This is a genomic window from Paenibacillus glycanilyticus (assembly GCF_051200795.1).
GTDB lineage: Bacteria > Bacillota > Bacilli > Paenibacillales > Paenibacillaceae > Pristimantibacillus > Pristimantibacillus glycanilyticus.
On sequence record NZ_CP195155.1, the window covers coordinates 925825 to 952234 of the forward strand.

General features: G+C 53.9%; 14 protein-coding genes. 12 read left to right on the forward strand and 2 right to left on the reverse strand.

Annotation, left to right across the window (positions count from 1 at the left end; genetic code table 11):
- Positions 1-6: 6 nt before the first annotated feature.
- The 3 genes from ACR9FF_RS04260 to ACR9FF_RS04270 all read left to right on the forward strand — a co-directional run bounded on the left by ACR9FF_RS04260 (position 7) and on the right by ACR9FF_RS04270 (position 11690).
- The gene (locus ACR9FF_RS04260; RefSeq protein ID WP_116394099.1) at positions 7-885 is read left to right on the forward strand and encodes a carbohydrate ABC transporter permease; all 879 of its coding nucleotides are present in this window, start codon (positions 7-9) and stop codon (positions 883-885) included.
- Positions 886-1020: 135 nt separating this feature from the next.
- Positions 1021-2802 carry an extracellular solute-binding protein gene (locus ACR9FF_RS04265; RefSeq protein WP_116394100.1) on the forward strand — a complete coding sequence of 594 codons (1782 nt, stop codon included), beginning with the start codon at positions 1021-1023 and terminating at the stop codon, positions 2800-2802.
- A 149-nt stretch (positions 2803-2951) separates the two neighbouring features.
- Positions 2952-11690, forward strand: coding sequence for a hemoblobin-interacting domain-containing protein (locus ACR9FF_RS04270; RefSeq protein ID WP_435169251.1), 8739 nt, complete (start codon positions 2952-2954; stop codon positions 11688-11690).
- A gap of 727 nt (positions 11691-12417) precedes the next feature.
- Here ACR9FF_RS04270 and ACR9FF_RS04275 read toward each other — a convergent pair.
- Positions 12418-13728: a glutamate-1-semialdehyde 2,1-aminomutase gene (locus ACR9FF_RS04275; protein ID WP_435169253.1), complete on the reverse strand. Its 1311-nt coding sequence runs from the start codon at positions 13726-13728 to the stop codon at positions 12418-12420.
- A 558-nt stretch (positions 13729-14286) separates the two neighbouring features.
- Positions 14287-15351 (reverse strand): LCP family protein, encoded by a 1065-nt coding sequence (locus ACR9FF_RS04280; RefSeq protein WP_435169255.1) that lies wholly within the window; start codon positions 15349-15351, stop codon positions 14287-14289.
- Between the two features lie 253 nt (positions 15352-15604).
- Here ACR9FF_RS04280 and ACR9FF_RS04285 point away from each other — a divergent pair, with 253 nt between their 5' ends.
- The 9 genes from ACR9FF_RS04285 to ACR9FF_RS04325 all read left to right on the forward strand — a co-directional run bounded on the left by ACR9FF_RS04285 (position 15605) and on the right by ACR9FF_RS04325 (position 26345).
- On the forward strand, positions 15605-16681 hold the full coding sequence (locus tag ACR9FF_RS04285; RefSeq protein WP_116394104.1) for an ABC transporter ATP-binding protein: 1077 nt from the start codon (positions 15605-15607) through the stop codon (positions 16679-16681).
- The gene (locus tag ACR9FF_RS04290) at positions 16678-17472 is read left to right on the forward strand and encodes an ABC transporter permease (RefSeq protein ID WP_116394105.1); all 795 of its coding nucleotides are present in this window, start codon (positions 16678-16680) and stop codon (positions 17470-17472) included. The genes ACR9FF_RS04285 and ACR9FF_RS04290 overlap by 4 nt, the downstream gene beginning before the upstream one ends.
- A 6-nt stretch (positions 17473-17478) precedes the next feature.
- Positions 17479-18270, forward strand: a complete 792-nt coding sequence (locus tag ACR9FF_RS04295; RefSeq protein ID WP_435169258.1) for an ABC transporter permease — start codon at positions 17479-17481, stop codon at positions 18268-18270.
- Positions 18271-18307: 37 nt separating this feature from the next.
- Complete coding sequence (bcp, locus tag ACR9FF_RS04300) at positions 18308-18775, forward strand: thioredoxin-dependent thiol peroxidase (RefSeq protein ID WP_435169260.1); 468 nt, start codon at positions 18308-18310, stop codon at positions 18773-18775.
- Between the two features lie 158 nt (positions 18776-18933).
- Complete coding sequence (locus ACR9FF_RS04305) at positions 18934-20229, forward strand: polysaccharide deacetylase family protein (RefSeq protein WP_435169262.1); 1296 nt, start codon at positions 18934-18936, stop codon at positions 20227-20229.
- A gap of 73 nt (positions 20230-20302) precedes the next feature.
- Positions 20303-21325 carry an AAA family ATPase gene (locus ACR9FF_RS04310; protein WP_435169264.1) on the forward strand — a complete coding sequence of 341 codons (1023 nt, stop codon included), beginning with the start codon at positions 20303-20305 and terminating at the stop codon, positions 21323-21325.
- Positions 21322-22812 carry a DUF58 domain-containing protein gene (locus ACR9FF_RS04315; RefSeq protein WP_435169266.1) on the forward strand — a complete coding sequence of 497 codons (1491 nt, stop codon included), beginning with the start codon at positions 21322-21324 and terminating at the stop codon, positions 22810-22812. The genes ACR9FF_RS04310 and ACR9FF_RS04315 overlap by 4 nt, the downstream gene beginning before the upstream one ends.
- The gene (locus ACR9FF_RS04320; protein ID WP_435169268.1) at positions 22802-25273 is read left to right on the forward strand and encodes a DUF4129 domain-containing transglutaminase family protein; all 2472 of its coding nucleotides are present in this window, start codon (positions 22802-22804) and stop codon (positions 25271-25273) included. Before ACR9FF_RS04315 ends, ACR9FF_RS04320 begins: the two co-directional genes overlap by 11 nt.
- Before the next feature lie 211 nt (positions 25274-25484).
- Positions 25485-26345, forward strand: coding sequence for a polysaccharide deacetylase family protein (locus tag ACR9FF_RS04325; RefSeq protein ID WP_435169270.1), 861 nt, complete (start codon positions 25485-25487; stop codon positions 26343-26345).
- Positions 26346-26410 lie beyond the last annotated feature (65 nt).

Genomic DNA, 26410 nt, shown 5'->3' on the forward strand with positions numbered 1-26410 from the left:
GCGCACATGTATCAAAAGACATTCGGTTACCGGGTTTTCTCGGTATTCAACTATTTAATTCTGGCTCTAGCAGGCCTGTTGTGTATTATACCTATCATTCATATACTCGCGATCAGCTTTAGTGCCAGTGCTCCTGCAAACGCGCATTTGGTCGGCATGTGGCCGGTGGATTTCAATACCGAATCATATACGAAAACGATGAACAATCCGAACTTCCTCCGGGCGTTCTGGATCTCGATCGGGCGGACGGCGCTTGGCGCATCCATTACGCTGGCGGTCATCACGCTTGGCGGTTATGCGCTGTCGAAGGATACGACCGCTTTTAAGGCGCGCTCGCGATACGCTTGGTATTTCGTATTTACGATGTGGTTCAGCGGTGGTATCGTACCCCTGTATATCGTCATTCGCAATCTTCATATGATGAATACGATTTGGGCGCTTGTTCTTCCGGGCTCCGTCGCCGTATTCAATATGATTCTCCTGATGAACTTCTTCCGCGCTACGCCAAAGGAATTGGAGGAAGCGGCTTTTATCGACGGAGCGGGACATTTCTCGATTCTGTTCCGGGTTTATCTGCCTCTGGCTATGCCGGCGATTGCAACCATGTCGCTCTTTACGATCGTAGGCAACTGGAATGCATGGTTTGACGCATTGCTCTATATTAACGACTACCGCAACTATCCGCTCGCAACCTTCCTGCAGACGATAATCGTACAGCAGGACTTCAGCAAGCTGAACCCGGACGTGAACGAGCTGAAGAACATTTCCCAGCGTACGGTGAAGGCGGCTCAGATCTTTATCGGGATGCTTCCGGTTCTGGTCGTGTATCCGTTCCTGCAGCGGTTTTTCGTCAAAGGGATTGTCCTTGGCGCGGTAAAAGAGTAGAAATTAAGAAGATAACAAAATGGCATGTTACTCAAAATTATGGTATTTCTATCAGTAATAACCAAGACTATAGTATTACTTGAGAGTAAATAAAGCGCTCTCATGCTATAATAATCATTTTACGGGGGGAAAAAAATGCATAATTCAATGAAAAAGCTTATGCTCGTATCGTTGACTGGCGTGCTTGCGGCAAGCCTTGCGGCATGCGGATCAAACAACAATACTAACGGCAACAAGCCATCTAACGACCCTGCGGCAACCAGCTCCGGCAATGCGGCTGCAACGAACAATGCAGGTACCGACAACGCGGGGAGCGGTGCGGACGAGACGGGGTGGGACGGCAAGAAATACGTAGAGCCGATCACTCTGACAACGGTTAAAGGCGTAGGTACGAACTACTTCTTCAAAACGGGCGAAACGATGGAAAACAACGTTTTGCAAAAGTATATGAAAGACAACCTCGGCATCGACGTGAAATACGACTGGGTGGTAACGGATACAAACGACGCTTACAAAACAAAGCTTCGCCTGATGCTTTCCTCCGGCGAGAAAATGCCTGACGTTATTACGTACCGCGGCGATATGGAGACCGTTAACATGCTGATTGACTCCGGTCAATTCATGTCGGTTAACGAGCTGTTCGACAAGTATGCCGGCGACGAGTACAAAAAAGCGGCGGCGCTGAACCCGGATACCTTCCTTCCGGTAACGCGCGACGGCGAGAAAATGGCGCTTCCGGTTCTTGATTACGCCTACAACGACGATATGGTGCTGTGGCTTCGTCAGGACTGGATGGATAAATTAGGCCTTCAAGCTCCAAAAACGGTTGCCGACCTTGAAGCCATCATGGATGCATTCACGAACAAAGATCCGGACGGCAACGGCAAGCCGGATACATTCGGTATGGCTCTTGGCTTCAAAAACGGCTTCCTGAACTGGATGACGGACGTGAGCTGGCTGTTCGGCGCTTACGGCACAATGCCTGGCCAATGGAATAAAGCGGCTGACGGCACGTTGTCCTTCGGCTCCGTGGATCCGGCCGCGAAGCAGGCTCTCAGCACGTTGAAAACCTGGATGGATAAAGGCTGGATCTCGAAAGACTCCGGTCTGAAAGACGATACTTCCGGCTCGGAGTTCTTCACGAAAGGTCAAGCGGGCGCAATCGTAGGCCGTAACTGGCTGCCGGACTGGCCGTTTGGCGATCTGATCAACAACGTTCCCGGCGCGAAATACAAAGCTTACCCAATCCCTGCAGGTCCAGACGGTAAAATCGGTTCCCAAAGCGGCAACCCTTCCGTTAACGGCTGGATGCTGATCAACAAAAAGGCAGCCCATCCTGAAGCGCTGCTCCGTTACTATAACTTCTTCTTCGATAATTGGGCGAACCCGCAAAAAGGCAGCGAGTTCGAAAACGGCTTCGCGGAAGGCTACGACTGGGCGAAATTGCCGGATGGCACAATCACGAAGGATCCGCAAAAATATCCGGACCTGTTCCCGAACTATGCGGACCGCACGCATCTCGTAGAGCCGATCTACTACTCGCTGACATTCGAAGGCGCTCGTCAACCGGCCCTGTATGCGGACACGATGATCAAGCTGTATAACGGCGAAGCTCCAACAACGCCATACGAAGAGCAGACAAAAGCCGTTCGTAAACCGGAAAACCTGGAAGCGATGAAGATCGTTATGGATCAAAAAGATATTCGCATGAAGAACTACTTCCAAGGTCCTCTGACGGAAACGATGAAGTCCAAAAACGAATTGCTGAACAAACTGGTTAACGAATCGTATTCCAAAATCATCTACGGTCAAGCACCGCTTGATTCGTTCGATACCATGGTTGAGAACTGGAAGAAATCCGGCGGCGACCAAGTAACGAAGGAAGTTAACGATTGGTACGCTTCGGCTTCGAAGTAATCTAGCAATAACGGCTTGCAACAGGATAAGGAACGCCATATTTACGCCAGGCGTTCCTTTTCTTTTGCCGGTTATCCTTTTTTGAAAATTCTGAAAACGTTTACAACTAGAACAGTCACCCTGGTCATCTTGCTTGAGAGGGGAAAACAGTGTTGACTAGAAAAAGAACAAAAAGGTTATTGTCGTTCGTGATGTCAGTCGTTATCGCCGTAAGTTACGTGCCGTCAGCCGTATTTGCGGCTTCGGATACGACAGCGGCAGCCACAAGCGCTGCGGCGCCGGATGTTGCGGGGCATTGGGCTTCGCAGCAGGTAACGGATTGGACATCCAAGGGCCTCGTTAACAGTTATCCGGACGGAACGTTCAAGCCGGAGCAAGGCATTACGCGCGCGGAATTTACGAAGCTGATTAACAGCTTGTTTGGTTTTACGGCAAAAGGAGAGAACGGCTTCTCGGATGTAGGGGCAGAAGCGTGGTATGCCGATTCGGTGTCGATCGGAAAGCAAGCAGGCTTTATTAACGGTTATCCGGATGGAACCTTTAAACCAAATACGGCAATTACAAGACAAGAGGCGGCAAAAATAGCTGCAGGACTGTTCAGATTGCCGGCAGTAACAGGCGCTGATCCGCTTGTAGCGTTTAATGATAAAGCGCAAGTTGGCGCATTTGCGGTAGAGCCGCTGGGCCAATTGGTAAGCGGGGGTTATTTGAAGGGCTTCCCGGACGGGACGGTTCAGCCGCTTAAGTCGATTACGCGTGCGGAAGCGGTTGTTCTATTAAGCCGTCTAGCAGGCGAAGCTTACGTGAAAGCGCAGACGTACAAGGATCAAAAGCTGGCGGGCAACGGGCTGGTGAACCTTGACGGCGTAACGATCGAGAATTCGGCAATCGGCGGGAATCTTTACTTGACCGCTGGGATTGGCGAAGGCGATTTTACGCTGAAAAATACGGAAGTAAAAGGAACCATCTTTATCAGCGGCGGCGGTGTGCATAGTATTCACCTGAATAATGTTCAGACGCCGAACATCGTTGTTGATAAGAAGGAAGGGCCGGTCCGCGTTGTTGTTGACGGCTCGGAGGTCGGAACGATGGAGCTCAATTCCGATACGGTACTGGAAACAAGTAATTCGGATATCGACCATGTGAACAGCAATAAATCGGATTCCAGCCTGAACGGCAAAAATCTGGACAAAGATAAATCTTATGTCGTAGACAGCGGGACAACTCCAGGCACCGGTGGAGGAAGCGGCAGCGGTGGCGGCGGAACGCCAACACCTGCGCCGACTGCAACGCCGACGCCAACCCCGACGCCGACGCCGACCCCGACGCCGACGCCGACCCCAACGCCAACTCCGACATCTACGCCAACCCCAACCGATGAGTGGCAGATGGTCTGGAATGACGAGTTTGACGGAACCGGCAGCAATCTCGATACGAATGGCGTAAACCTCGACAAGTGGGGGTATCAGCTTGGTACGGGTTCGCAATACGGCCTTGACGGCTGGGGCAATAACGAACAGCAAAGCTATGAAGCGGACAATATGAAGGTAGAAGACGGCAAGCTTGTCATTACGGCGAAAAAGGAAGCAAACAGCAATAATAAGCCTTATACTTCCGGCCGGATTTTCACTCAGAATACATTCAGCAAAGCCTATGGCAAGTTCGAAGCGAAGCTGAAGCTGCCGAAGGGGCAAGGCTTCTGGCCAGCGTTCTGGATGATGCCGGCAACAAGCGAATACGGCACATGGGCGTCCTCCGGCGAGATCGATATTATGGAAGCGGTCGGCCGACTGCCGGGCGAAGTTTCCGGAACGATCCATTACGGCAAAGCTGCACCGGGCAACCGCTACACGGGCAATAAATACAACTTCCCAAGCGGAACGGATTTCAGCGGCGAGCATGTCTATGCCGTTGAATGGGAGCCGGGCGAAATCCGCTGGCTGGTAGACGGCGAAGTCTATCAAACGCAAAACAACTGGAATAGCTGGGGAATTGACCAGCCGGCGAAATACGCTTATCCGGCACCGTTTGATAAACCGTTTTACATGATTTTGAATCTGGCGGTTGGCGGCAACTTCGACGGCGGCAAGATGCCGCTCGACGACAATGCCCGTACGATGGAAGTCGATTACGTCCGCGTCTACGATAAGAAGGGCGGATATTCTACGGAAGGACTTGAAGAGCCAAAGGTTGATCAAGAGGCTCTGCCTGACAATCATAAACCGGCCATTGACGGCAACTATGTGCATGATGTGAATTTCGCGAACGGCTTTAAGACCGTAGCGGCAGATTCGGATACCTTGGATCCGGAAAAATGGAACTTCGTGCATGTCCCTACCTATAACGGCAACGGCTCCATCGGAACCGACGTTATTGGCGGCAAAACGTATGCCAAAGCGGATATTACGGCCGGAGGCTCGCAGGACTATTCCGTGCAGCTCATCCAGAACGTTACCGTAGGCAAAGGCAGATACTACAAGCTTTCCTTTGATGCCAAATCCACAACGAACCGGACCATGTCCGCCAAGATCGGCGGCGGTGCCGACCGCGGCTGGGCAACGTATTCCGATGTCTTGTCGGCAAGCCTTACCGATGAATTCAAAACCTACAGCATGACGTTCCAGATGGCTGCCGATACGGATGTCCTGGCACGCCTGGAGCTAAATATCGGGCTGAACACCAATCCGGTCTGGATCGGCAACGTGAAGCTGGAGGAAGTGGACGCACCGGATCCGTATAACGAGGATGCGGCGAAAGAGCCGATTAACGGCAATCACGTATACAACGGTAATTTTGACCTTGGAAGATTGGACCGTCTGACTTATTGGCACTTCAATACGGCTGACGGTGCGGCGGCAACGGCATCCGTTGATCCGGAAGAACGCGAATTCAAGGCGAATATTACGAATGGCGGAGCGGGTGCTTCTTCTATTACTTTGCTCCAGAAAGGTATCAAGATTGTTCCGAACAATGATTATCAAGTGAAGTTCAAGGCAAGCGCAGCGTCTGACCGTACGATCAAGGTTGGCATCCAGAAGCAGGACGGCACGAATGTGGTCGACCCTGTTGAGGTAAATCTGACCAGCGCATCCGCCGTACAAACGGTGAACTTCAACTCCGCAGCAGCAGCCGACGACAAGGCGATTCTCGTCTTTATGCTTGGCGGCAGCGATGCGAACGTCACTATCGATAATGTGGTCATGACCCGTCTGACGAACAATGGCATCGGCGATTTGCCTCTCTCCGAGCAGTTCCCGCTGAAGAACGGCGACTTCTCGAATGGTAAAGCATCGTGGAGCCTGCATGTGCAAGGCTTTTACGACGGCTGGGACAAAGTGACCGGCTATAACGAAGACGCTGGAAGCATGAAGGTCAACGTAAGCAGCGTGGGCAATAATCCATGGGATGTCATGCTGATGCAGAACGATTTTACTCTCCGCAAGGACAATACCTATGTCGTATCCGTAGATCTCAAATCAACCGCGGAGCGCGACGTGGAGATTGTCGTGGACAATGCCGGCGGGCGCCTGCTTTCGAAGCTGGAGCATCTGACGGCGGACTACCAGACCTTTACGTATGAGCTTCCCGTTACGGCAGATACGTTAGCCTCCTTTAAAGTACTGCTCGGCAAGCAGGCAACAAATCCGGCTGGCGCGCATGATGTGTACGCGGACAATGTACGCGTGGAAATCAAAGGCGCCCGCGAGAAAGCCTTCCTATTAAAGAACGGCTACTTCACGGACGGCGAAGCGAACTGGTCAAAGCATATCCAAGGCGTGTACGACGGTACTTCGAAGGCAACGTTTGATTTTACAAGCGGCAGAGCAAAGATCAATATCGAAAATATAGGCGCGAATCCTTGGGATGTGATGCTCTTCCAAGAACCGCTTCCGGTGAAGAAGGATAATACCTATATCGCAACCTTTGACGCAAGAGCCACAGTGGCTAAAACCATTGAGTTTATTGCGGAAAATGGCACTTATACCCGTTATCTGAATCAAAAATTAACGTTAGGCGAAACAACGAAGAGCTACTCCTTCGAGTTTACGATGCCTAAGGATGATACGGTTGGCTTGAAGTTCCTCCTAGGCAAGAACGGCGATGCATTGGCCGCTCATGATGTCTTGATCGACAACGTCCGCTTCGAGCGGAAAGGCGCCAAGGAAGCATTGGGAGAAAAGGTATCGCTCGCGAACGATATCCGCCTTACTTCGGCTCCAATCGTTACGCCTGACGTGACGGATAACAGCCTAGGCAAAAACATTACGCTGACCTTCGCTTTCCAGCCGGGCTGGAGCAGCTCGATTAACGCAATTACCGTGGACGGAACAGCGCTTGAGGCGGAAGATTACACGGTGGGAACAAACAGCATTACGATCAAAGCGAGCGTATTTGCAGCAGCGGGCGATCACGTTATTGTTATTGCGGCGACCGGTTACGAGCTTGCGCAAGTGACGCAAACGGTGGAAACCGAGCAAATGTGGAGCCTAGTCTGGTCCGACGAGTTTAACGGCGATGCCGTCACTCCCGATACAAACGGCGTCGACTTGACGAAGTGGGGCTACCAGGAAGGCAATGGCTCCGAATACGGCGTTGCGGACTGGGGCAATAACGAGCAGCAATACTATCGCAAGCAAAATATCGCGGTTGATCCGGCAACCGGCAACCTGGTCATTACCGCGAAAAAAGAGACGTTTAACGGCAAGCCGTATACGTCCGGCCGTCTCTGGACCAGCAATACTTTTACGAAGGCCTACGGCAAGTTCGAAGCCAGGATGAAGCTGCCGGAAGGCACGGGCATTTGGCCGGCCTTCTGGATGATGCCTGCCGATAGCGAATACGGCGGCTGGGCCGCTTCCGGAGAGCTCGATATTATGGAAGCGAGAGGCCGTCTGCCGCATGAAGTCGGCGGAACGATCCATTACGGCAAGAACGCTCCGAACAACAAAGCAACGGGCGCGGCTTACACCTTCCCCGAAGGCGAATCCATCTCCGGGTACCATACCTACTCGGTAGAGTGGGAGCCGGGCGAGATCCGCTGGTATGTGGACGGCAATCTCTATCAGACGGTTAACAACTGGAACAGCTGGGGAGCCGATCAGCCGGATAAATACGCATATCCCGCGCCGTTTGACAAACCGTTCTATATGATTCTGAACCTGGCCGTTGGCGGTCAATTTGACGGCAACCGTCTTCCGGCCGACAGCGATCTGCCAGCCAAAATGGAAGTGGACTATGTTCGTGCTTACGAACTGACGGGCCGTCCTTACCGTACGCCGGTAGAGCCGGATTCGAAGGACGAGATTCCGGCTAACGCGAAAGCGATTGTCGATCAGGACTTCGAGCATGGCCTTACCGATATTACGGATTCCACGCAGGCGCTAGACGCGAACTATTGGAACTTCCTGCATACGCCGGACTTTGGCGGGGCAGGCTCTGCGGTCGTGGATACGATCGGCGACGATAAGTTCGCCAAAGTGTCGATTACGAGCGGGGGCAACCAGAATTACGCTCTGCAATTGATTCAGTATGCAACGATTACGAAAGGCCATGCTTACAAAATCAGCTTTGACGCCAAAGCGGCGGCACCAAGAAATATGAGCCTGAAGGTAGGCGGCGATGCGGATAACGGCTGGGGCGCTTATTCGGATAACTTCGATGCCGCGCTGACAACCAATCTGAAGCATTACGAGTACCGCTTCCTGATGAATAACGATACTGACCTTGCCGCGCGGCTGGAGCTTAATCTTGGTCTCAATACCAATACGGTATGGATCGGCAATATCAAGATCGAAGAGGTTGACGCGGTATCCGAGCAAAACGGGGCGAAAGCGCCGCTTGGCAACGGTCAGCATGTGTACAACGGCAATTTCGATCTTGGCTCCATGGACCGCATGACTTACTGGAACTTTGAAACCTCGGGCGACGCAGCTGCTTCTGCTTCGGTTGACCCGAATGCAAGACAGCTTGAAGCAGCGATCGCAAACGGCGGAGACAGTCCATCGGACATTACGCTTACGCAGAAGGGTATCAATCTGCTTCAAAACGACTCCTATAAGCTGAACTTTAAGGCTTTGGCGGATTCGGAGCGTTCCATTAAGGTTTCATTCGTAAGCAAAGACGGCCATACGTTGTATGCTTCGAAGGACTTTACCATCGGCACGGTAATGGGCAATCAGGAGTTTACGTTTACGATGCCGGTTGGCGTAACGGATGAGGAAGGGCAGCTTGTCTTTGGACTAGGCGGCAATGACGCGGATGTTGCGATCGACAATGTCTCTCTGATCCGCACGACGAATAACAACTTCGACTTCACGGGCGTGGACCTGTTCCCGCTGAAGAACGGCGATTTCTTCGCCGGTCTGCTGTATTGGGAACAAAATACGCAGGATGGCGGGGCTGCACAGTTCTCCACGGAGAATGGCGCCGCGAAGCTTACGATTACAAGCCTGGGCAACCAGCCTTACAGCAATATGCTGATTCAAGGCGGCATGAGCTTCAAGAAGGGCTTAACCTATACGCTGGAGTTTGACGTAAAAGCCTCCGTGGCACGCGACCTGCAGGCAACGTTGGAAAACGCCTCGTACGTCCGGAGATTTGATTCCGGCGTGCAAGCGGTTGGCACGGATTGGACGCATATGAAGTTTACGGTTCGTCCTACGGCCGACGAGCTGCTTGCGCTTAAGATCATGCTCGGCAAAACGCCGGGTGGAGCAGTGGGTACCGTCTGGATCGACAACGTTGTGCTTGAGGTGGAAAATGCGCCGGTGAAGCGTCCGCCAACGATGGTAGCGGACAGCACGGATAATCTCGCCGGCCAAGAGATCACGATTCCTTTTGCGGATGACGCTGCCTGGAGAGGCGCTATTACATCGGTATCCGTAAACGGTGCGGCTCTGAACGCAACGCAATACACGGTAGCAGCAGGGATGCTGACGCTTCATTCGGATGTTTTCTCCGTTGACGGCAACTATCCGGTGAAGGTAGCCGCGACCGGGTATGGCGGTGCTGTCCTGACGCAGCAAGTTTTCTCCGGCGATGGCAACCTTGTATTAAACGGCAGCTTTACGAACGGTACGGCTAACTGGGAATCGTGGAAAGGAGCCGACGATTACTCTTCGATTTCGGTAGAGGACGAGAAGGCCGCAATCCAGATCAACTATAACGGCGGTTTGGACCCTCAATGGAGCGTTCCGTATACATGGTCCACGCAGTTCATGCAATCCGGCATCAAGCTGAAAGCCGGCAAAACGTATGAGCTGAGCTTTAAAGCCTGGTCAACCGTTAACCGTCCGATTCTCGTCGAGCTGACCGGTTATAGTGGCAATCAGCAGGTGCTGTTCAATCTTACGGGAGACTCTTCTACGGTCTACACGAAAGTATTGAAGCCAACCGCCGACATGACGCTGACGGTGAAATACTTGCTTGGTAACGTTATAAGCGGAGACATCACGACCCCATCCGGCGAGCATACGATTTATATCGATGAAGTATCCGTCCGCGAGAAGGTGTCGCCGCCAACAGTGGCAGCGGATTCGACGGATAATAAGCTGACTTATCCGATTGAACTGACCTTTACGGACAATGCCGCTTGGAGAAGCGCCATTACGGGCATTACGATTGACGGTGCGGCCGTCAATGCAGGCCAGTATACGGTTGCGGCTGGCAAAGTCACGCTTGATGCCTCCCTGTTCTCATCGATCAAGACGTATTCCATAGCCATTCTGGCTAATGGCTATGCGGCAGCGGAAGTATCGCAGGAAGTGAAGACCAACGCGAAGAACATCGCGCTTGGCAGCACGGCAACCGCATCGACGAACAATCAGCCTGCGTCTAATGCGATTGACGGCAAGGCCGGAACAAGATGGGAGAGCGCCGCACAGGATCCGCAGTGGATCTCGCTTGACCTGAAGAAGCTCTATAAGCTGGAGAGCATGACGCTGAGCTGGGAAGGGGCTTACGGCAAGACGTATACGGTTCAAGTCTCTTCGGCGGAAACGCCGGGCGATAACGACTGGAACACCATCTTTACCGAGCCTTCCGGCAACGGCGGTATCGACAACATTACGCTGCACGGCGAAGAAGCACGCCATGTCCGGATCTATGGTACGGCAAGAGGCACGCAATGGGGCTACTCGTTATGGGAGGTTGAAGTATACGGCAATCCGTCGAATCCCGATCCGGTATTGCCGCTTGGCCCAGTCCTGACAGCGGATTCGACCGATAATAAGGTTGGCAGTAGCATCGATCTTGCCTTTTCCAGCGATTCTGCATGGGAAAGCGCGATTACGGCCGTTAAAGTCAACAATGCCGCTCTTGCAGCCAGCCAGTATACGGTTGCGGCAGGCAAAATCACATTGAAATCGGGCGTATTCGCCGCAGCAGGCAGCTACGCGATTACGGTTGCCGCATCGGGTTATGCCGATAACGAAGTGACGCAAGTTATCGCAGCGGATGTGAACCTTGCGCTTGGCAAGGCAGCCGTGGCTTCCTCCGTGCAAGGCGCATTCCTGGCGGCAGAGGCTACTGACGGCGATCCCGGCTCGAGATGGGGCGCGGATTGGACAACAAATACGGATAACCATCCGGAGTGGATTTATGTGGATCTTGGTGCCGTAGAATCCCTCAGCAAGCTTGTTCTGAACTGGGAAGGGGCTTACGGAAAGTCGTTCGACATTCAAGTGGCTCAGCCGGGTGCCGATCTGACCGATAACGCGAGCTGGACGACTGTCCATTCCGTGTCGGGACAATCGCTTAGCGCAGACGGGTTGAAGCAGATCATTAATCTGGATGCTCCAACGCAAGGTCAATACGTACGAATCTATGTAACGGAGAAGGGCTTTGCTCCATACGGTCCTTCGTTGTACGAGATTGAAATCTATCAATAAGTTGCTAGAGATAAGCCCCAGCAATTTGCGGAGGCTTATCTTGTTAATGCGGCGTTGCCGGGTGAGCGGAGCAATAAGACCCTAGCAGGGTCTTATTGGCAGAGAGATTAGTGGGAATGGTTAGCATAAGACCCTCTGAGGATCTTATTTGCTTAAAAGGCATAAGAAGTCTGCCTGTTGAAGCGGTGTTGCAACGCAATAAGACCCTGGTAGGGTCTTATTGGCAGAGAGATTAGTGGGAATGGAGGACATAAGACCCTCTGAGGGTCTTATTTGCTTAAAAGACGTAGAAGATTGCCTGTTGAAGCGGTGTTGCCACGCAATAAGACCTTGGCAGGGTCTTATTGGCAGAGAGATTTGTGGGAATGGTTAGCATAAGACCCTCTGAGGGTCTTATTTGCTTAAAAGGCGTAAGAAGATTGCCTGTTGAAGCGGTGTTGCAGCCAATAAGACCCTGGCAGGGTCTTATTGGCAGAGAGAGTTGTGGGAATGGTTAGCATAAGACCCTCTGAGGGTCTTATTTGCTTAAAAGGCGTAAGAAGATTGCCTGTTGAAGCGGTGTTGCAGCGCAATAAGACCCTGGCAGGGTCTTATTGGCAGAGAGAGTTGTGGGAATGGTTAGCATAAGACCCTAGCAGGGTCTTATTTGCCTATCAGGGCCGCTAAGTGTGCTGATGCAGAGAATATGAAAAAGCTGTTCCAGTACGGAACAGCTTTCTGTATTTCATTACAGCTTCGAGAATGCATGCTCTGCTGCTGCAAGAGTAATCTCGATATCTTCCTTCGTATGGGCGGTGGTCAGGAACCACGCTTCATATTTGGAAGGGGCCAGGTTGATGCCCTGCTCCAGCATAAGCTTGAAGAAGCGGCCGAATATTTCGCCGTCGGTATCCTGCGCTTCATCATAGTTGGTTACCGGATGGTTGCAGAAATGGGCCGAGAACGAACCTCGGATTTGGTTAACCGTCAGAGGAATGCCATGCTTTGCAGCCGAAACGCGCAGACCGTCTGCGAGCGTTGTCGCCAGATCGTTCATGCGGTCATAGATGCCTGCTTCCTGAAGCACCTCAAGGCACGCGATTCCGGCGGAGATGGAAGCGGGATTGCCCGCCATCGTACCTGCCTGGTAAGCAGGGCCTAGAGGAGCAACCTGCTCCATGATTTCCTTGCGGCCGCCATAAGCGCCAATCGGAAGGCCGCCGCCGATGATTTTGCCAAGCGCGGTAAGATCCGGCTCGATGGCTTTGAAATCCGGGAAGGCATTAAACGTCTGCGTCGTGCCGTAGTGGAAGCGGAACGCCGTAATAACCTCGTCGTAAATAACAAGGGCGCCGGCTTCGCGCGTCATTTTGCATAGGCCTTCCAGGTAGCCGGGCTTAGGCATCACCATGCCGAAGTTGCCGACAATCGGCTCCACCATAACGGCGGCCGTATCGTCGCCCCAGCGCTCCAGCGCTTCCTTCAGGGCATTCAGGTCATTAAACGGTACCGTTATCACTTCATGTGCGATGCTGGTCGGAATGCCGGCGCTGTCCGGAATGCCAAGCGTAGAAGGGCCGGAGCCAGCGGCAACGAGCACAAGGTCGGAATGGCCGTGGTAGCAGCCGGCGAACTTGATGATTTTATTGCGCTTCGTGAACGCGCGGGCAACCCGGATGGTTGTCATAACGGCTTCCGTGCCGGAGTTCACGAAGCGGACTTTATCCAGAGAAGGGATCGCATCCTTCAGCATGCGGGCCATCTGGATTTCCAGCTCGGTAGGGGTACCGTAAAGCGTACCGTTTTGCGCCGCGCGAACGATCGCTTCCGTAATATGCGGATGGGCATGTCCCGTAATAATGGGGCCGTAAGCCGCCAAATAATCAATATAGCGGTTATCGTCGACATCATAGAAGTAGGCGCCCTCCGCGCGCTTCATGAACACCGGCGCACCGCCGCCAACCGCTTTATAAGAGCGGGAAGGGCTGTTGACGCCCCCGACGATATGCTGCAGCGCTTCCTCGTAAAGCGCCTCTGAACGTTTGCGTTGCATAGACATGAAAGAAATCCTCCGTAGTTCGTAATATGTAAGCCGGTTGCCTGCGCAAAACAGCCTGAATGAAGAAAAATCGACACTTCCCATTATCGCGCAGTCGGAGCAAAAAGCAAAGTCATGCTCAAGGGCGTTTCTGGCCTAGCAGATATCTTTCTCTCCGTTGTAAATTATAGGCAACGCAAGCGGCGTGATCTTTATCCGCCAATGCATGGCTATGCTGCTCATTCACCTTGTACGAAATGCAGTATATTTGCCCCAGGAACAGGGTTAGGACAAGTTACGCTGTACCAAATGCAGTATATTAACTGGAATCTAGCCCAATTGGGAAGCTAAGTCTATCGTATCCTGCATTTCGTGCAGGCTATATCTGCCTACGGGGCTCAAATACGTGAATATGCTATACTTCGTGCAATATAAAGCAAGCGACAGCTAAGCCAATTATTAAACAAATAAAAGGTTAGCGTGCTCTACCTTTAACCGCATGAATGCGAAAGGACCAGATCTCGCCGGTTGGCGGAGATCTGGTCCTTTTTTGTAAAGCTAACTCCCATTATTCTATCCCTATTGTGCGGTACTGCTGTTAACCGAATTTGCAGTGGTATCGGTTCCGTTCTCGGCACCCGGCGATGGGGATGGTGTGGTCTCTGTATCATCCTTCGCCAGTGTCTCTTGAACCGTTGCTTTCAGTTCATCCAGGTCTTTGACGCCAATCACGGCCGCGCCGCCTACATGCTCTTCGGCGATCTGATCCATTGGAGGAACCTGCTGCGTGCCTGCCAAGTGGGAATCGACGCCCAGCTGGCCAAGCTTCAGCATATCGGTAACCTGGAGGTTCGTCTCGATGTAAGGCGATACGCTGTCCAGAATCTTTTTCATCTGAACGATGTTCCAGCCTGATTTAAGCTTGTCGGCTACAGCGCCTAAAAATTCGCGTTGGCGCTCGGTACGGGTGAAGTCGCTCATCGCGTCGTGGCGGAAGCGAACGTATTGCAAGGCTTTGTCGCCGTCCAGCAGCTGGTAGCCCTTTTTCAGATCGATATCGTATTTATTTTTGTCGGCGTTATCCGTATAGTGCATATCTTTTTCAACGTCGAAGTATACGCCGCCGATCGAATCGACGAGGGCTTTGAATCCTTCGAAATCCGTGTACACATAATATTGAATGTCGAGACCAAGCAGGTCTCCGACGGTTTTCATGGCCAGCTGCGGTCCGCCTAGCGTAATCGCCGTATTGATCCGGCCTTTGCCATGCCCTTCGATATCAACGTAAGTGTCCCTGAGGACGGAGAAAAGATGCGCCTTTTTCGTAACCGGGTCAAAGGATGCGATCATGATTGAATCGGACCGCGGAACCTGATTTTCTTCCAAACCGCGGGCGTCGCCGCCGAGAAGCAGAATGTTGACGCGTTCTTTGCCTTCCCATTTCGGAGGCGCTTGAGCGGTGGTTGTATTGTCTTCGAATTGGCCAAACCGGGAATCCTCTTTGTTCTTGCTGAAATTGTCTAACGAATTATATACGCCGGTACCCCAGTAAACCAGGCCAGCGATGGCAATAACTATAACTACGAGAAAACCGCTGAGTACCCATTTCCAAGGTTTTCTTTTCTTTTTAGCTTTTGTAGCCATGACTGTAGTAGTGCTCCTTTCAGCAACTCATCCTGCAAAAGTGTGTAAACCCAAATCAGACAGGCGATCCATCGTTCCCGAATCGATGATGCCTGCCATTTACGCAAAACCATAACTATTGTAATATTACATATCATAAAATTATAAAGCGGAACGATAGATAGACGCAAGTTTTATCGTTTCCCTTGGAAAAAACTCATAATTCCCCGGGAAATGTCGACCGTTCTTAACGGAGAGGAGTTTTATTAAACCCATGCTAGCGATTGATGTCAAAGATCTGCGAAAGCAGTTTAAAGTACAAAAGAACAGAGAAGGCTTGTCCGGCGCTCTAAAGGATCTGTTCAAACGGGAATACAACGAGGTTACAGCCGTTAAAGATATATCGTTCCAAATTCCGCAAGGCGAGATTTGCGGTTATATCGGCGAGAATGGCGCAGGCAAATCGACTACGATTAAAATGCTGACCGGCATTCTGGTACCGACATCCGGACAACTGAAGGTAAACGGTTATGTACCCTACAAGGACCGCGAAAAATTTGTCGGAGGGATTGGCGTTGTTTTCGGCCAGCGCTCCCAGCTTTGGTGGGATATCGGTGTTATTGAGTCTTTCCAGTTGCTGCGCAAAGTATATCGCGTATCCGAGCAAGATTTCCGCAAAAGACTGGACAACCTCGTGGAACGCCTTGATCTTGGCGATCTTCTGAACCGTCCGGTCCGCAAGCTGAGCCTTGGGCAGCGGATGCGCTGCGAGCTGGTTGCATCGCTGCTGCATAATCCGTCGATCCTGTTCCTTGATGAACCAACCATTGGGCTGGATATCGTGGTGAAGACGGAAATTCGCGAGTTCCTGAAGGATCTGAACCGTGAAGAGGGGACCACGATTCTGCTTACCACTCACGACCTTCAAGATATCGAAGCCTTGTGCTCGCGCGTCATTATGCTGGATGACGGCCGAATTATTTATGACGGCGGACTGGAAGAGCTGAAGAACCGCTGGAGCAAAGGACGCGAGATCCAGTTCCAATTCGGCACGCCAACGTCGCTTGCGAAGCTGCAGCTTCTAACGGCAGGACTGGATGTTACCTGGACAATGAGCGAGCAGGGCGCCTCGATGTGGCTGCCGCATACGATTAACGTATCGGACGCGCTTGGCGTAGTTGTAGGCGGGGCGGATATCCGGGATATCAAAATCCTCGAGACCAACACTGACGATATCGTGCGCGAAATTTATCGCTCCGGTTCAGCGTCGGCATCTGCCGCCGCAACGCTGCTGGAAGCCGAGTCCCCAAAGCAGGAGGCCGAGGCTGAGAAGGAGACTTCTCTGCGATGATGAGCGCTTACGTCGATTTTATCCGAATCCGGTTTCTGACCATGCTGGCTTACCGCGTTAATTATTATAGCGGTATCATTATTTATGCGATTAATATTGGAGCGTATTATTTCCTCTGGAAAGCGATTTTTGGCTCGGCCGAGACGCTTCAAGGCTTTACGCTTGCTCAAATGACGACGTATATCGCCGTGTCGTGGATGGCGCGCGCCTTTTATTTCAATAACCTGGACCGCGAGATTGCGAACGATATCCGGGACGGAAGCATCGCGATGCAGCTTATCCGCCCGTATTCCTATTTGCTCGTCAAAATGATGCAGGGACTTGGCGAAGGGCTGTTCCGTCTGATCCTCTTTATGGGGCCGGGATTGGTAATCGTCTGTCTGCTGTTCCCGGTCAAGCTGCCGAAGGACCCGGCTGTATGGATTGTCTATTTCATTATGCTGCTGTTCAGCTTGTTCATTAATTCGCAGCTTAATATTTTGACTGGTCTTGCGGCCTTCTTCGTGGAAAATAACGAAGGAATGATGCGGATGAAGCGGGTGCTTGTCGACCTGTTCTCCGGCGTGCTCATTCCGATCGCCTTCTTCCCGGGGTGGCTGAAGGGGACGATGGAATGGCTGCCCTTCCAGGCGATCACGTATTTGCCAAGCGCCGTGTTTACCGGACGTACCCCGATGAGCGAAGCTTGGGGAGTTCTCGGAATTCAGGCGTTATGGTTCGTTATTTTGCTTGTGCCCATTATGTTTACTTGGCGTGCGGCCCGCAAGCGGCTGTTCGTGCAAGGAGGTTAATTCAAGATGCTGTATGCCGTGTTATTCTGGGAATACATTAAAAACTATGCCAAAACCCGTCTGACCTACCGTGCAGACTTCTGGGTCGAGGTTCTGTCGGACTTGATGTTCCAAGGGATGAACCTGGTCTTCATCCTTGTCGTGTTCCAGCATACGCCTTCGCTTGGCGGCTGGTCGGAGTCGGAGGTTATTTTCGTATACGGCTTCTTTATGATTCCGTACGGAATCTTCTCCACCTTCTTCGGGATGTGGAACTTCAGCGAGCGTTATATTGTAAAAGGGGAGATGGACCGTATCCTGACGCGTCCTGCCCATAACCTGTTTCAAGTGCTGCTCGAAAACGTGGATCCGCCGTCCCTGATCGGCTCCGTGGTAGGTGCGGTTATTATGGCCGTCTGCTGGAATGATCTTGGACTAGCGTTCCACTGGTATTATGTCTTGATTATGCTGTTGTTCGTGCTTGGCGCCGTGCTTGTGTATGGCGGGATTTATACGGCACTGTCGGCGATATCGTTCTTCTCGGATGCGCCTACGGGCATCGTACCGCTTATTTACAACGTACAGAACTATGGCCGTTATCCGGTCAACATTTATAACAAAACGATTCGGTTCGTCTTGACCTGGCTCCTGCCCTTTGCCTTTGTCGGCGTAATTCCGGCATCGTATTTCCTGGATAAAAAGGCGGATGATTTGTCTCAGCTGGCCTGGTTTACGCCGGTTATGGGCGTGATCGTGTTCGGACTGGGGCTGGCGCTCTGGAACCATGGCGTCAAGCGGTACCACGGCGCGGGCTCGTAGGCCCGGCAGGTTAAGGCAGGTATTGGAGGTTAGTGGCATGAGTACGATTGAAGTAGGCAAAAAAGCGCCGGATTTCAAGCTGCCGGCATCAAACGGCGAGACGGTGAAGCTTAGCGATTACCGCGGGAAAAAGGTTGTCCTCTATTTCTACCCGAAGGACAATACGCCTACCTGTACGCAGCAGGCTTGCGATTTCCGCGATGCATATCCCGCTATGGTGGACAGTAATACGGTCGTGCTGGGCATCAGCCCGGATCCGGTCAAGTCGCATGAGAAGTTTATCGGCAAGCAAAGCCTGCCGTTCCTTCTCCTGTCGGACGAGAATCATAAGGTATGCGAGAAGTATGGCATCTGGCAGATGAAAAAGCTGTACGGCCGCGAGTATATGGGCGTAGTCCGCTCCACCTTCCTCATCAATGAGAAAGGCAAGCTTGTCCGCGAGTGGCGCGGCGTAAAGATCAAAGGCCACGTCCAGCAGGTTGCGGATGAGGCGGCAAAGCTATAACGATTGAAAGACGGGTCCTGTGGGCCCGTCTTTTTTTGTTAGGAACGGCGGAAAAACAATATACGAAATGAATGATTAACGGGGCATTTGCTAGATTTGCCGCTCATATACTCTACTAGTTTGATTACTTACGAGAGTAGAGAAGGGTGGCAAATGTGATGCGATTGCTGGTGCAGACGGGATTATGTTTGGTTGTGTTATGGTTTGGGCTGCTTGGAGCCGGTCCGGTAACGGAGGATCAGGGGGAGGCGGCAATCGAGCTTGCGCATGCGGGGCTGGCGAGCGAGGTAGCCGCGGCTGCCGGGAGCTCTGCGGATGGACCCGCCGAGCATCAGGAAGAAGGGGCGGGAAGTCCGATTCTAGCGGATCAGCTGGTTAACTATAGCGCGGAGGAAGCGAAAACGGCGGCGGCCAAGCCAACCGTCTATTTGACGTTTGACGATGGTCCAAGCGAGAAAACCAAGGAGGTTCTTGCCATCCTGAAGCGCGAGGGCGTGAAAGGAACCTTTTTTATGCTGGGCAAGGAAGTGAAGCAGTATCCGGATATCGCGAGGCAGGTCGTGAAGGAAGGCCATGCCATCGGCAATCATACGTACGATCATGTGTATAAAGAGCTGTACAGCAGCTTCTCGGCATTCGCCAAGCAGGTTATGGATACCGACGATGAGATCTATAAAGTGACGGGGATACGGACCAATCTGCTGCGTGCGCCGGGAGGGACGTTTGGCAACTTTGACCAAGGGTATTACGACGCGCTTGCCAAGGCCGGCTATATCGTCAACGACTGGAACGTGGACAGCGGCGACTCGACGCGGGTAGGCGTGCCGGCCCAAGAGATCGTCAACACCGTTAAAGGCTCCAGACTATCCGGCAAAGTCGTTGTGCTGATGCATGACAGCTCTATCCATGGAGAGTCGGTAAAGGCGCTGCCGGAAGTGATCGATTTCTTCAAAAACAAAGGATATCAGTTCGCGGTGTTAACCGATCAGGTCAAGCCGATCCAATTCCGCCTCTCCCCATCGATGAAGTGGAAGCGTCCCAAAGTGACGGCTGCGGAGACGTTGACTCTCGTTCAATATACGGCCCGGACGAGAACAACTCTGCCCCAGCAAAATACCCAAAGCTTAATCATTCATGCCGGCGGAGAAGACATTCCTTTTGCACCGCAGGATTACAGGATGTTGAACGGCACCATTGATGTTCCTTTGCGGCAGCTGGCTTTAGGGCTTCATGGCATTATCCGTCTGGACATGGCTAACGGGGTCGTCGAGGCCATGGTGAACAATCAAAGCGCAAGCTGGACGGCATCGGAGGTAGGAGGCAGCGGAACGTCCCTGCCGAGCCGAATTATGGTGCCGTTAAGAGAAACGCTTCAGCGGTTTCATATTGGAATAAGCAGAATAACGGTTACGGAAGGCAAAAGAGAGATTTGGGTAGAGCCGTCTTCCGTCTAGCAGGTCTAAATAGAAAGGCGCGTGGCGATACTGAAAGATAGAGAAGCTATTTTTCAGGAGGTCGATGATAGAGATGATCGTGCCGAAATTCGAAGGCTTGCAGGGAAGAGCGGAAGCACAGTCTTGGCCGGAGCCGCCGCAGGTGCTGCTGCAAAGGCTTATTCATAGAGTAGATCAGGTTTTGCTAGGAAAAAGAGAAACGGTTACCCAGCTTCTGACGGCTATGCTGGCCGGCGGCCATGTGCTGCTGGAGGATGTGCCGGGCGTGGGGAAAACGATGCTGGCGGGCGCTTTTGCCCGCGTGCTGGGGGGAGAATTCAAGCGGATCCAGTTCACCTCGGATATGCTGCCTGCGGATGTGATCGGCGGAGCGGTCTGGGACAGCCGGATCAGCGAGCTTGTCTACCGGCCGGGGCCGATTATGGCCAACATTGTTCTGGCGGACGAGATTAACCGGACTTCGCCAAGAACGCAATCGGCGCTGCTCGAAGCGATGGAGGAGCGGAGAATCAGCGTGGAAGGGGAAACCCGAAAGCTGCCGGAGCCGTTTGTGCTTATTGCCACGCAGAACCCGTTAAGCTATGAAGGGACGAACACGCTGCCGGAAGCGCAGCTGGACCGTTTCATGATGCGGTTGTCGATTGGCTACCCGTCTATGGAGAACGAAGCAAAAATGCTGGAGCAATACGCGTCCGGCTCGAGGCTGGAGCCTCATCAGCTGCGTCCGGTCCTTATGCTGGAGGAGTGGCTGCGGATGCAGCGCGAGGTGCGGCAGGCGCATGTCCATCCCGGACTGCTCGAATATATGGCAAAGGTGACGGATGCGACTAGGCGCACACCCGAGCTGGAGCTGGGATTAAGTCCGCGCGCGGGACGCGACTGGCTGCGCGCGGCACAGGCAAGAGCTTACATAGAGGGAAGAAGATACGTGCTGCCGGATGATCTGTTCGTCACCGGGGAGACTGTGCTGGCGCACCGGTTGAACGGTGTAAGCGCTGGCGGAAGACAGGTGTCCGAAGCTTTGACCCGGATTATGAGAAGTACGCCTCTGCCCGCGTCAATTGCCCCCGGTCAAATCGCAGGGAGGCAGAAATGAAGAGGCGGGGAAACGACTCGAATGTCATGCTGGCGGAAGCGGCCAAAGGACAGTCGGCACAAGGCTTCCCTCCTTCAGCCGGCAATAAAACGAAGCTGGCCGGAGCAGGAATGACCGGAACGGGAGCGCAGGAAACGGTTGTAGAAGAACCGGCGCAGTCTGCGCGTCCCTCGGTTTACCGCACCCGCTGGGGAGCGTGGCTCCTCATAGCGGCCGGCTGGCTGATGAGTCTGGCCGGCATGCTTACCCGGGGCGGGGCGGTGGAGACTTTTATGCTGATTGTGCTGAGTCTGCTTCCGTTGTTATCGATTGTTATGCCGCTGCTCTCGACCCTTGGCCTTACGGTCAGCCGGATTATCCCGGAAGCCAAAATCAAAGACGGGGACGAGGCGGTTATACGGCTGACCTTAAAGCGTTTTTCCATTGTGCCTTTCGTATGGATAGCCGTTCATGATGGAATGACCAATACCAGCGCGGCAAAAAGGACGAGCTTGGACTATCGTTACCTTGTGGCGCCTTTGCTGCGCAAAGAGGTGGAGATCAGCTATTCCGTTCTTGCCGTCAGGCGCGGAGAGCATCAATTCGGCCAGGTGACGGTAACGGTTGGCGATTGGCTTGGACTTACGGCTTTTCACAAAAAGCTGGAATGTCCGGGTACCCTAGTTGCCGTCCCCGCGCTTCCGGAGCAGCAAAGGCGCCGGGCGGAGCAGCTGCACGGAGCTATGGCGGAGCAGGTATCGGGCGATTCTTCGGCGGCTTTTATAAGCGACGGCGGAGAGATCAGCGCCATTACCGCGGACAGGCTGCTGCAGCAGGCCGGAATCGGCCCGGACAGCAGACCGTACCGGGAAGGCGACTCGATGCGGCATATTAATTGGCGGGCTGCGGCCAAAGGACGAGGGATGTTCACGAAGCAGCATCTGCTCGAGCAGCCGGCCGAGATTATTATGATCGCGGATACGCACAGTGCTGCGTTTAATCATGACGGGCGGCTATTTGACGCTTCTCTGGCTTGGCTCGCAAGAGGAATGGAACAGGCGGCAGCGGATGGCTGCGATGTCCGGCTCCTTGCGGGGACAGTTGGTACTGGAGGGGCAAAGGAGAAGCAAAAGCGGGGCGGCCAAGCCGGCCAGCAGGTTAACCAACTGCTGGAACGGCTGGCGAGGCTGAAGCTCACGAAAACGGCAGTCTCCGTTGACAGCCTCCGGACGGAGCTTGGAGGCTTGAAGGCCGGAAGCGTAATCCATGTCTATACCGCGGACTGGAAAAGCGGTCAAAGCTGGATTAAGCTTGCCGCTTATGCGGCCGATCAGAAATGCGGAATCCGCCTGCATGTCGTCACGAAGCAAACAGTTCTCACGTTTGCGATGCGCGAGCAGCAGCGCCTTCTGGAAGAGGCGGGATTGTCCGTCAACTGGCTCGCTTATCCGGAAAAAATGAACCGGCCGACGCAAACGGCGGAAGGAGGCAGCCGGCATGCGAGATAATACTCCCGATAACGGGTCGATGGGCTTCCGCGTACTGACGACCGCCTTGTTATTCGGCCTATTGGCCGAATGGCTGCTGCCTTGGCTCCACTACAAGGAATGGGCGGATGTCTACCAGATTGGCCCGCTGCTGACGGTGGTTGGATGCGTAATGGTTATGGGGCTTTTTCGCCCGGCCTGGTATATGTCGCTCCTTATGAACGGCTTCTTATGCGTCATGACCATCATGCTTCTATTTAAAGGAAATGACGAAAACGCGCTGCAGTGGCTGGCGAATTACCCCGGCATGCTGGCCGGAGATATTAAAGAGCTGTTCACTTACGGCATGTGGACGATGACCAGCGAGCTGAGGACGCTGCTGCTTTTCGCAGGCTGGGCTATGCTGGCTCCCGCGCTGCAGGCCCTTGTATGGATGAGGCAGGTTGCTCTGGGTCTGACGGCGATTACGGTCTCTTACCTGCTGATTCTTCATACGTGGGTGGGCATCGACGTGTTTAACGGCTTGCTTCGCGCAACGGCGGAGGGCCTGCTGCTCGGAGCCGTCGTAACGATGGCCAGAGTAAGGCGGATGCAGGGCGGCGGCAGCGAATTCGACCGCCAGCTCCATCCGAAATGGCTGGCTGCCGGCGAATTTCTTGTGCTTTTATGCGTGGGCGTCGGAATGCTGTTGTCCAGCGGGCAGCCTAGGCAAACGGAGCCCTCGGCATGGACGGTAAACGCTGCGAATCGGCTTGAACAGGCGATGGCGGAGCTTGACAAGGAAAATTATTCGGCTGCCATGCAGGCGGCGATGGGTACGGCGGGGCAAGGCCGCGGCATGACCGGGTACGGCTTCGACGACCGGGAGCTTGGAGCTTCCCTATCCCAGAACGATACGGTGGTGTTCAGCGGGTTTTCGCCGGTTCAGACCTATTGGAGAGGTGAATCCAAAGCCGTCTATAACGGACGTGGCTGGGACAGCAGCTGGAGCGGGAAAGTGCTGCATCCGGTGGAATACGGTGATAAGCCGTCCGAGCTTGCGGCCAGCCCTACCGGGGATAACCGGACCATCCGGCAGACGGTTATTATGACCGAGCCTTCCGCTTCGCAGGGCTTTCCGCTCTTTTTCGCGGGGAGCGGGGGACATGTGCTTAGTCTGTCGGCTATTGATCCCAACCGGCAATTAAGCACGTATGTGGAGGATGAGCTGGCGGGCGCTCTGTATGCGGCGGATAAGGAAGCGCAGGTAGAGCGCTATACCGTCGAGAGCCGGCTTCCGGTAACGGATGCCTCCTTGTTGCGGGAGGCGGGCAGCTCCGCTTTTGCCGGAGAAACAGCGGCTCTTACGCAAACCGAAGAGACGGATCTGTCGGACTACCTGCAGCTGCCGGATTCTTTGCCGACCCGCGTGAAGACGCTGGCGGACAAGATTGTCGGCGACGCACGGACCGACCGTTACGATCAGGTGAAAGCGGTCGAGCAATATTTGAAGAACAGCTATACGTATTCGCTGGACAGCACGGTTCCGCCAAAAGGATCGGACTTTGTCGACTACTTCCTGTTTGAGCAGGAGCGAGGTTATTGCGTGCATTTCTCCAGCGCTATGGTTGTCCTGCTCCGCGAGGAAGGGATTCCGGCGCGATGGGTAAAAGGCTTTGTATCCGGGACGCCGGTATCCACGGCGGGAGTGGACGCTGCCAGCGCAGCGGGGACCCTCTACAATGTGCGTGCGAAGGATGCGCACGCATGGGTAGAGGTGTACTTCCCCGGCGCAGGCTGGGTGCCTTTTGACCCGACGCCGGGCTTTGCCGGCGGTACGGGGCCAGCGGGTGCGGACGCCGGGGCATCGGCGTCCGGCGGGCTGTCATCGGCCGGCGGAGCTGCCGATGATGCGGGTGCGCCAGAGCATGCCGATGCCGGAACGGACGGCATGCTGGCGCGGTTTGAGGCGGCGGTGGACCACGCCGCCTCGGCCGTAGCGCGAGGGGCGGATGCCCTCGCGCAGGCGGCGCGGAGCGCCGCCCATGGCGCGGCGGCGGCTTCGCCCGCCGCACTGGCCGCCGCAGGCGCGGCCGCGCTGCTCTTCGCGGCCGGCCTTGCGGCAGCGGCGCAGCGCAGGCGGGTGCGCCTAGCGCTCGCGCTGCGCCGGTACGCCGCAGCGCATGGCGCAGGCCGCGCCGCGGCAGCGCAAGAGCAGTTCGCCGCGGTATCCGCCGCGGCGTGGGTCCTGCTCGGCCGCCGCATGATGGCGCGGCCGCCGCATCATACCGCGCGCGAATACGCGGACGCCGTATCGGCGTCGATGCCCGGCGCGCGCGCCGATGCGCTACGGCGGTTCATCGCCTGGGACGATGCCGCCCGGTTCGGGCAGCGGGGCGAATGGATCGCCCCGCCTCCGGAGGAGCTTGCCGCCGCGATGAACGCGCTGCTCGGCAAGCCCCGCAAAGCCGTTCCGGCGGCCTCTGTGCAAGCCGCTGAATAATCAAAGCCCGTCCCCCGATTGTAACCGGGGGACGGGCTTTTTTGCTTAAGGCGAAAATTGGGCAACTCAATGAGTAAGTTTAAAGAGGTTAAGGCCCTTTTGGGACTTTAAAACTCACATTTCCCACTAATATGCATACTCTCCCCGCCAGTTGCCATGCTAATAAAATGGAAATCTACAACATGATTACGTACAGAAGGGGGATTTTCCATTGATTCGATTACTTGCGGCTTTCGTTATCGGCGCTCTGCTGATGTCATCAATAGCGGGCTGCGCCAGTCATCGCGAGACAGAGCAGGGCAGGAACGCGCAGCCTGAGCCTAATGCGTATTCCGAGGAAGAAATGCCGATTCAAATACAAAATGAAGACGATACGCCCGAGCTGGTAGGCGGTCCGGAGGATGTCGTCCGCAAGGAAGAGCCGCTGTCGCTTGCCGAGCTCCGCGAGAAGTATAAAAGCACGTTTTTGCTGCAGGGCAGCTCCAAGGAAAAGCGCGTGGCGCTGACCTTTGACGACGGTCCGGACGAGACCTTTACGCCGCTCGTGCTGGACGAGCTGAAAAAGGCCGACGTCAAAGCGACTTTTTTTGTCGTGGGCAACCGGATTGAAGCGAACCCGGATATTTTTCAGCGGATGGTAAGCGAGGGCCATGCAATTGGCAATCATTCGTATAGCCATCCCAACTATATGAAGCTGCCCGATGAACAATTCAGAAATGAAATCGAGAAAACCGACCGCCTCATCAAAACCTACATCGGCCATCTTCCGTCACTCGTAAGACCTCCTTACGGCGGGGTCACGGAGAACCAGATTAACTGGCTGGCCAGCATGGAGAAAAAAATCATCAACTGGAACGTGGATTCCCTGGACTGGAAAGGGCTAAACGCCGATGAAGTGTATGCCAATATTATGGATGCGACCCAAAACGGAAGTATCATTTTGCAGCATTCCGCGGGTGGCGAAGGCGAGGATCTAACAGGAACCGTGGAGGCGCTAGGACGGGTCATTGCCAAGTTGAAGGAAAAGAATATGGAGCTCGTTACCGTACCGGATCTCATTCATTTGCAATAATGACACCGAAATGTCGACATAAATCGAGTTTTGCCCTGCTCCCCTACCTTGACTCGTCCAAAGGG

Coding starts and splice junctions, on each gene's coding strand:
- ACR9FF_RS04310 (WP_435169264.1), top strand. CDS start 20,303: ATGATCGTGCCGAAATTCGAAGGCTTGCAGGGAAGAGCGGAAGCACAG.
- ACR9FF_RS04265 (WP_116394100.1), top strand. CDS start 1,021: ATGCATAATTCAATGAAAAAGCTTATGCTCGTATCGTTGACTGGCGTG.
- ACR9FF_RS04285 (WP_116394104.1), top strand. CDS start 15,605: ATGCTAGCGATTGATGTCAAAGATCTGCGAAAGCAGTTTAAAGTACAA.
- ACR9FF_RS04315 (WP_435169266.1), top strand. CDS start 21,322: ATGAAGAGGCGGGGAAACGACTCGAATGTCATGCTGGCGGAAGCGGCC.
- ACR9FF_RS04295 (WP_435169258.1), top strand. CDS start 17,479: ATGCTGTATGCCGTGTTATTCTGGGAATACATTAAAAACTATGCCAAA.
- ACR9FF_RS04290 (WP_116394105.1), top strand. CDS start 16,678: ATGATGAGCGCTTACGTCGATTTTATCCGAATCCGGTTTCTGACCATG.
- ACR9FF_RS04260 (WP_116394099.1), top strand. CDS start 7: ATGTATCAAAAGACATTCGGTTACCGGGTTTTCTCGGTATTCAACTAT.
- ACR9FF_RS04320 (WP_435169268.1), top strand. CDS start 22,802: ATGCGAGATAATACTCCCGATAACGGGTCGATGGGCTTCCGCGTACTG.
- ACR9FF_RS04305 (WP_435169262.1), top strand. CDS start 18,934: ATGCGATTGCTGGTGCAGACGGGATTATGTTTGGTTGTGTTATGGTTT.
- bcp (WP_435169260.1), top strand. CDS start 18,308: ATGAGTACGATTGAAGTAGGCAAAAAAGCGCCGGATTTCAAGCTGCCG.
- ACR9FF_RS04280 (WP_435169255.1), bottom strand. CDS start 15,351: ATGGCTACAAAAGCTAAAAAGAAAAGAAAACCTTGGAAATGGGTACTC.
- ACR9FF_RS04275 (WP_435169253.1), bottom strand. CDS start 13,728: ATGTCTATGCAACGCAAACGTTCAGAGGCGCTTTACGAGGAAGCGCTG.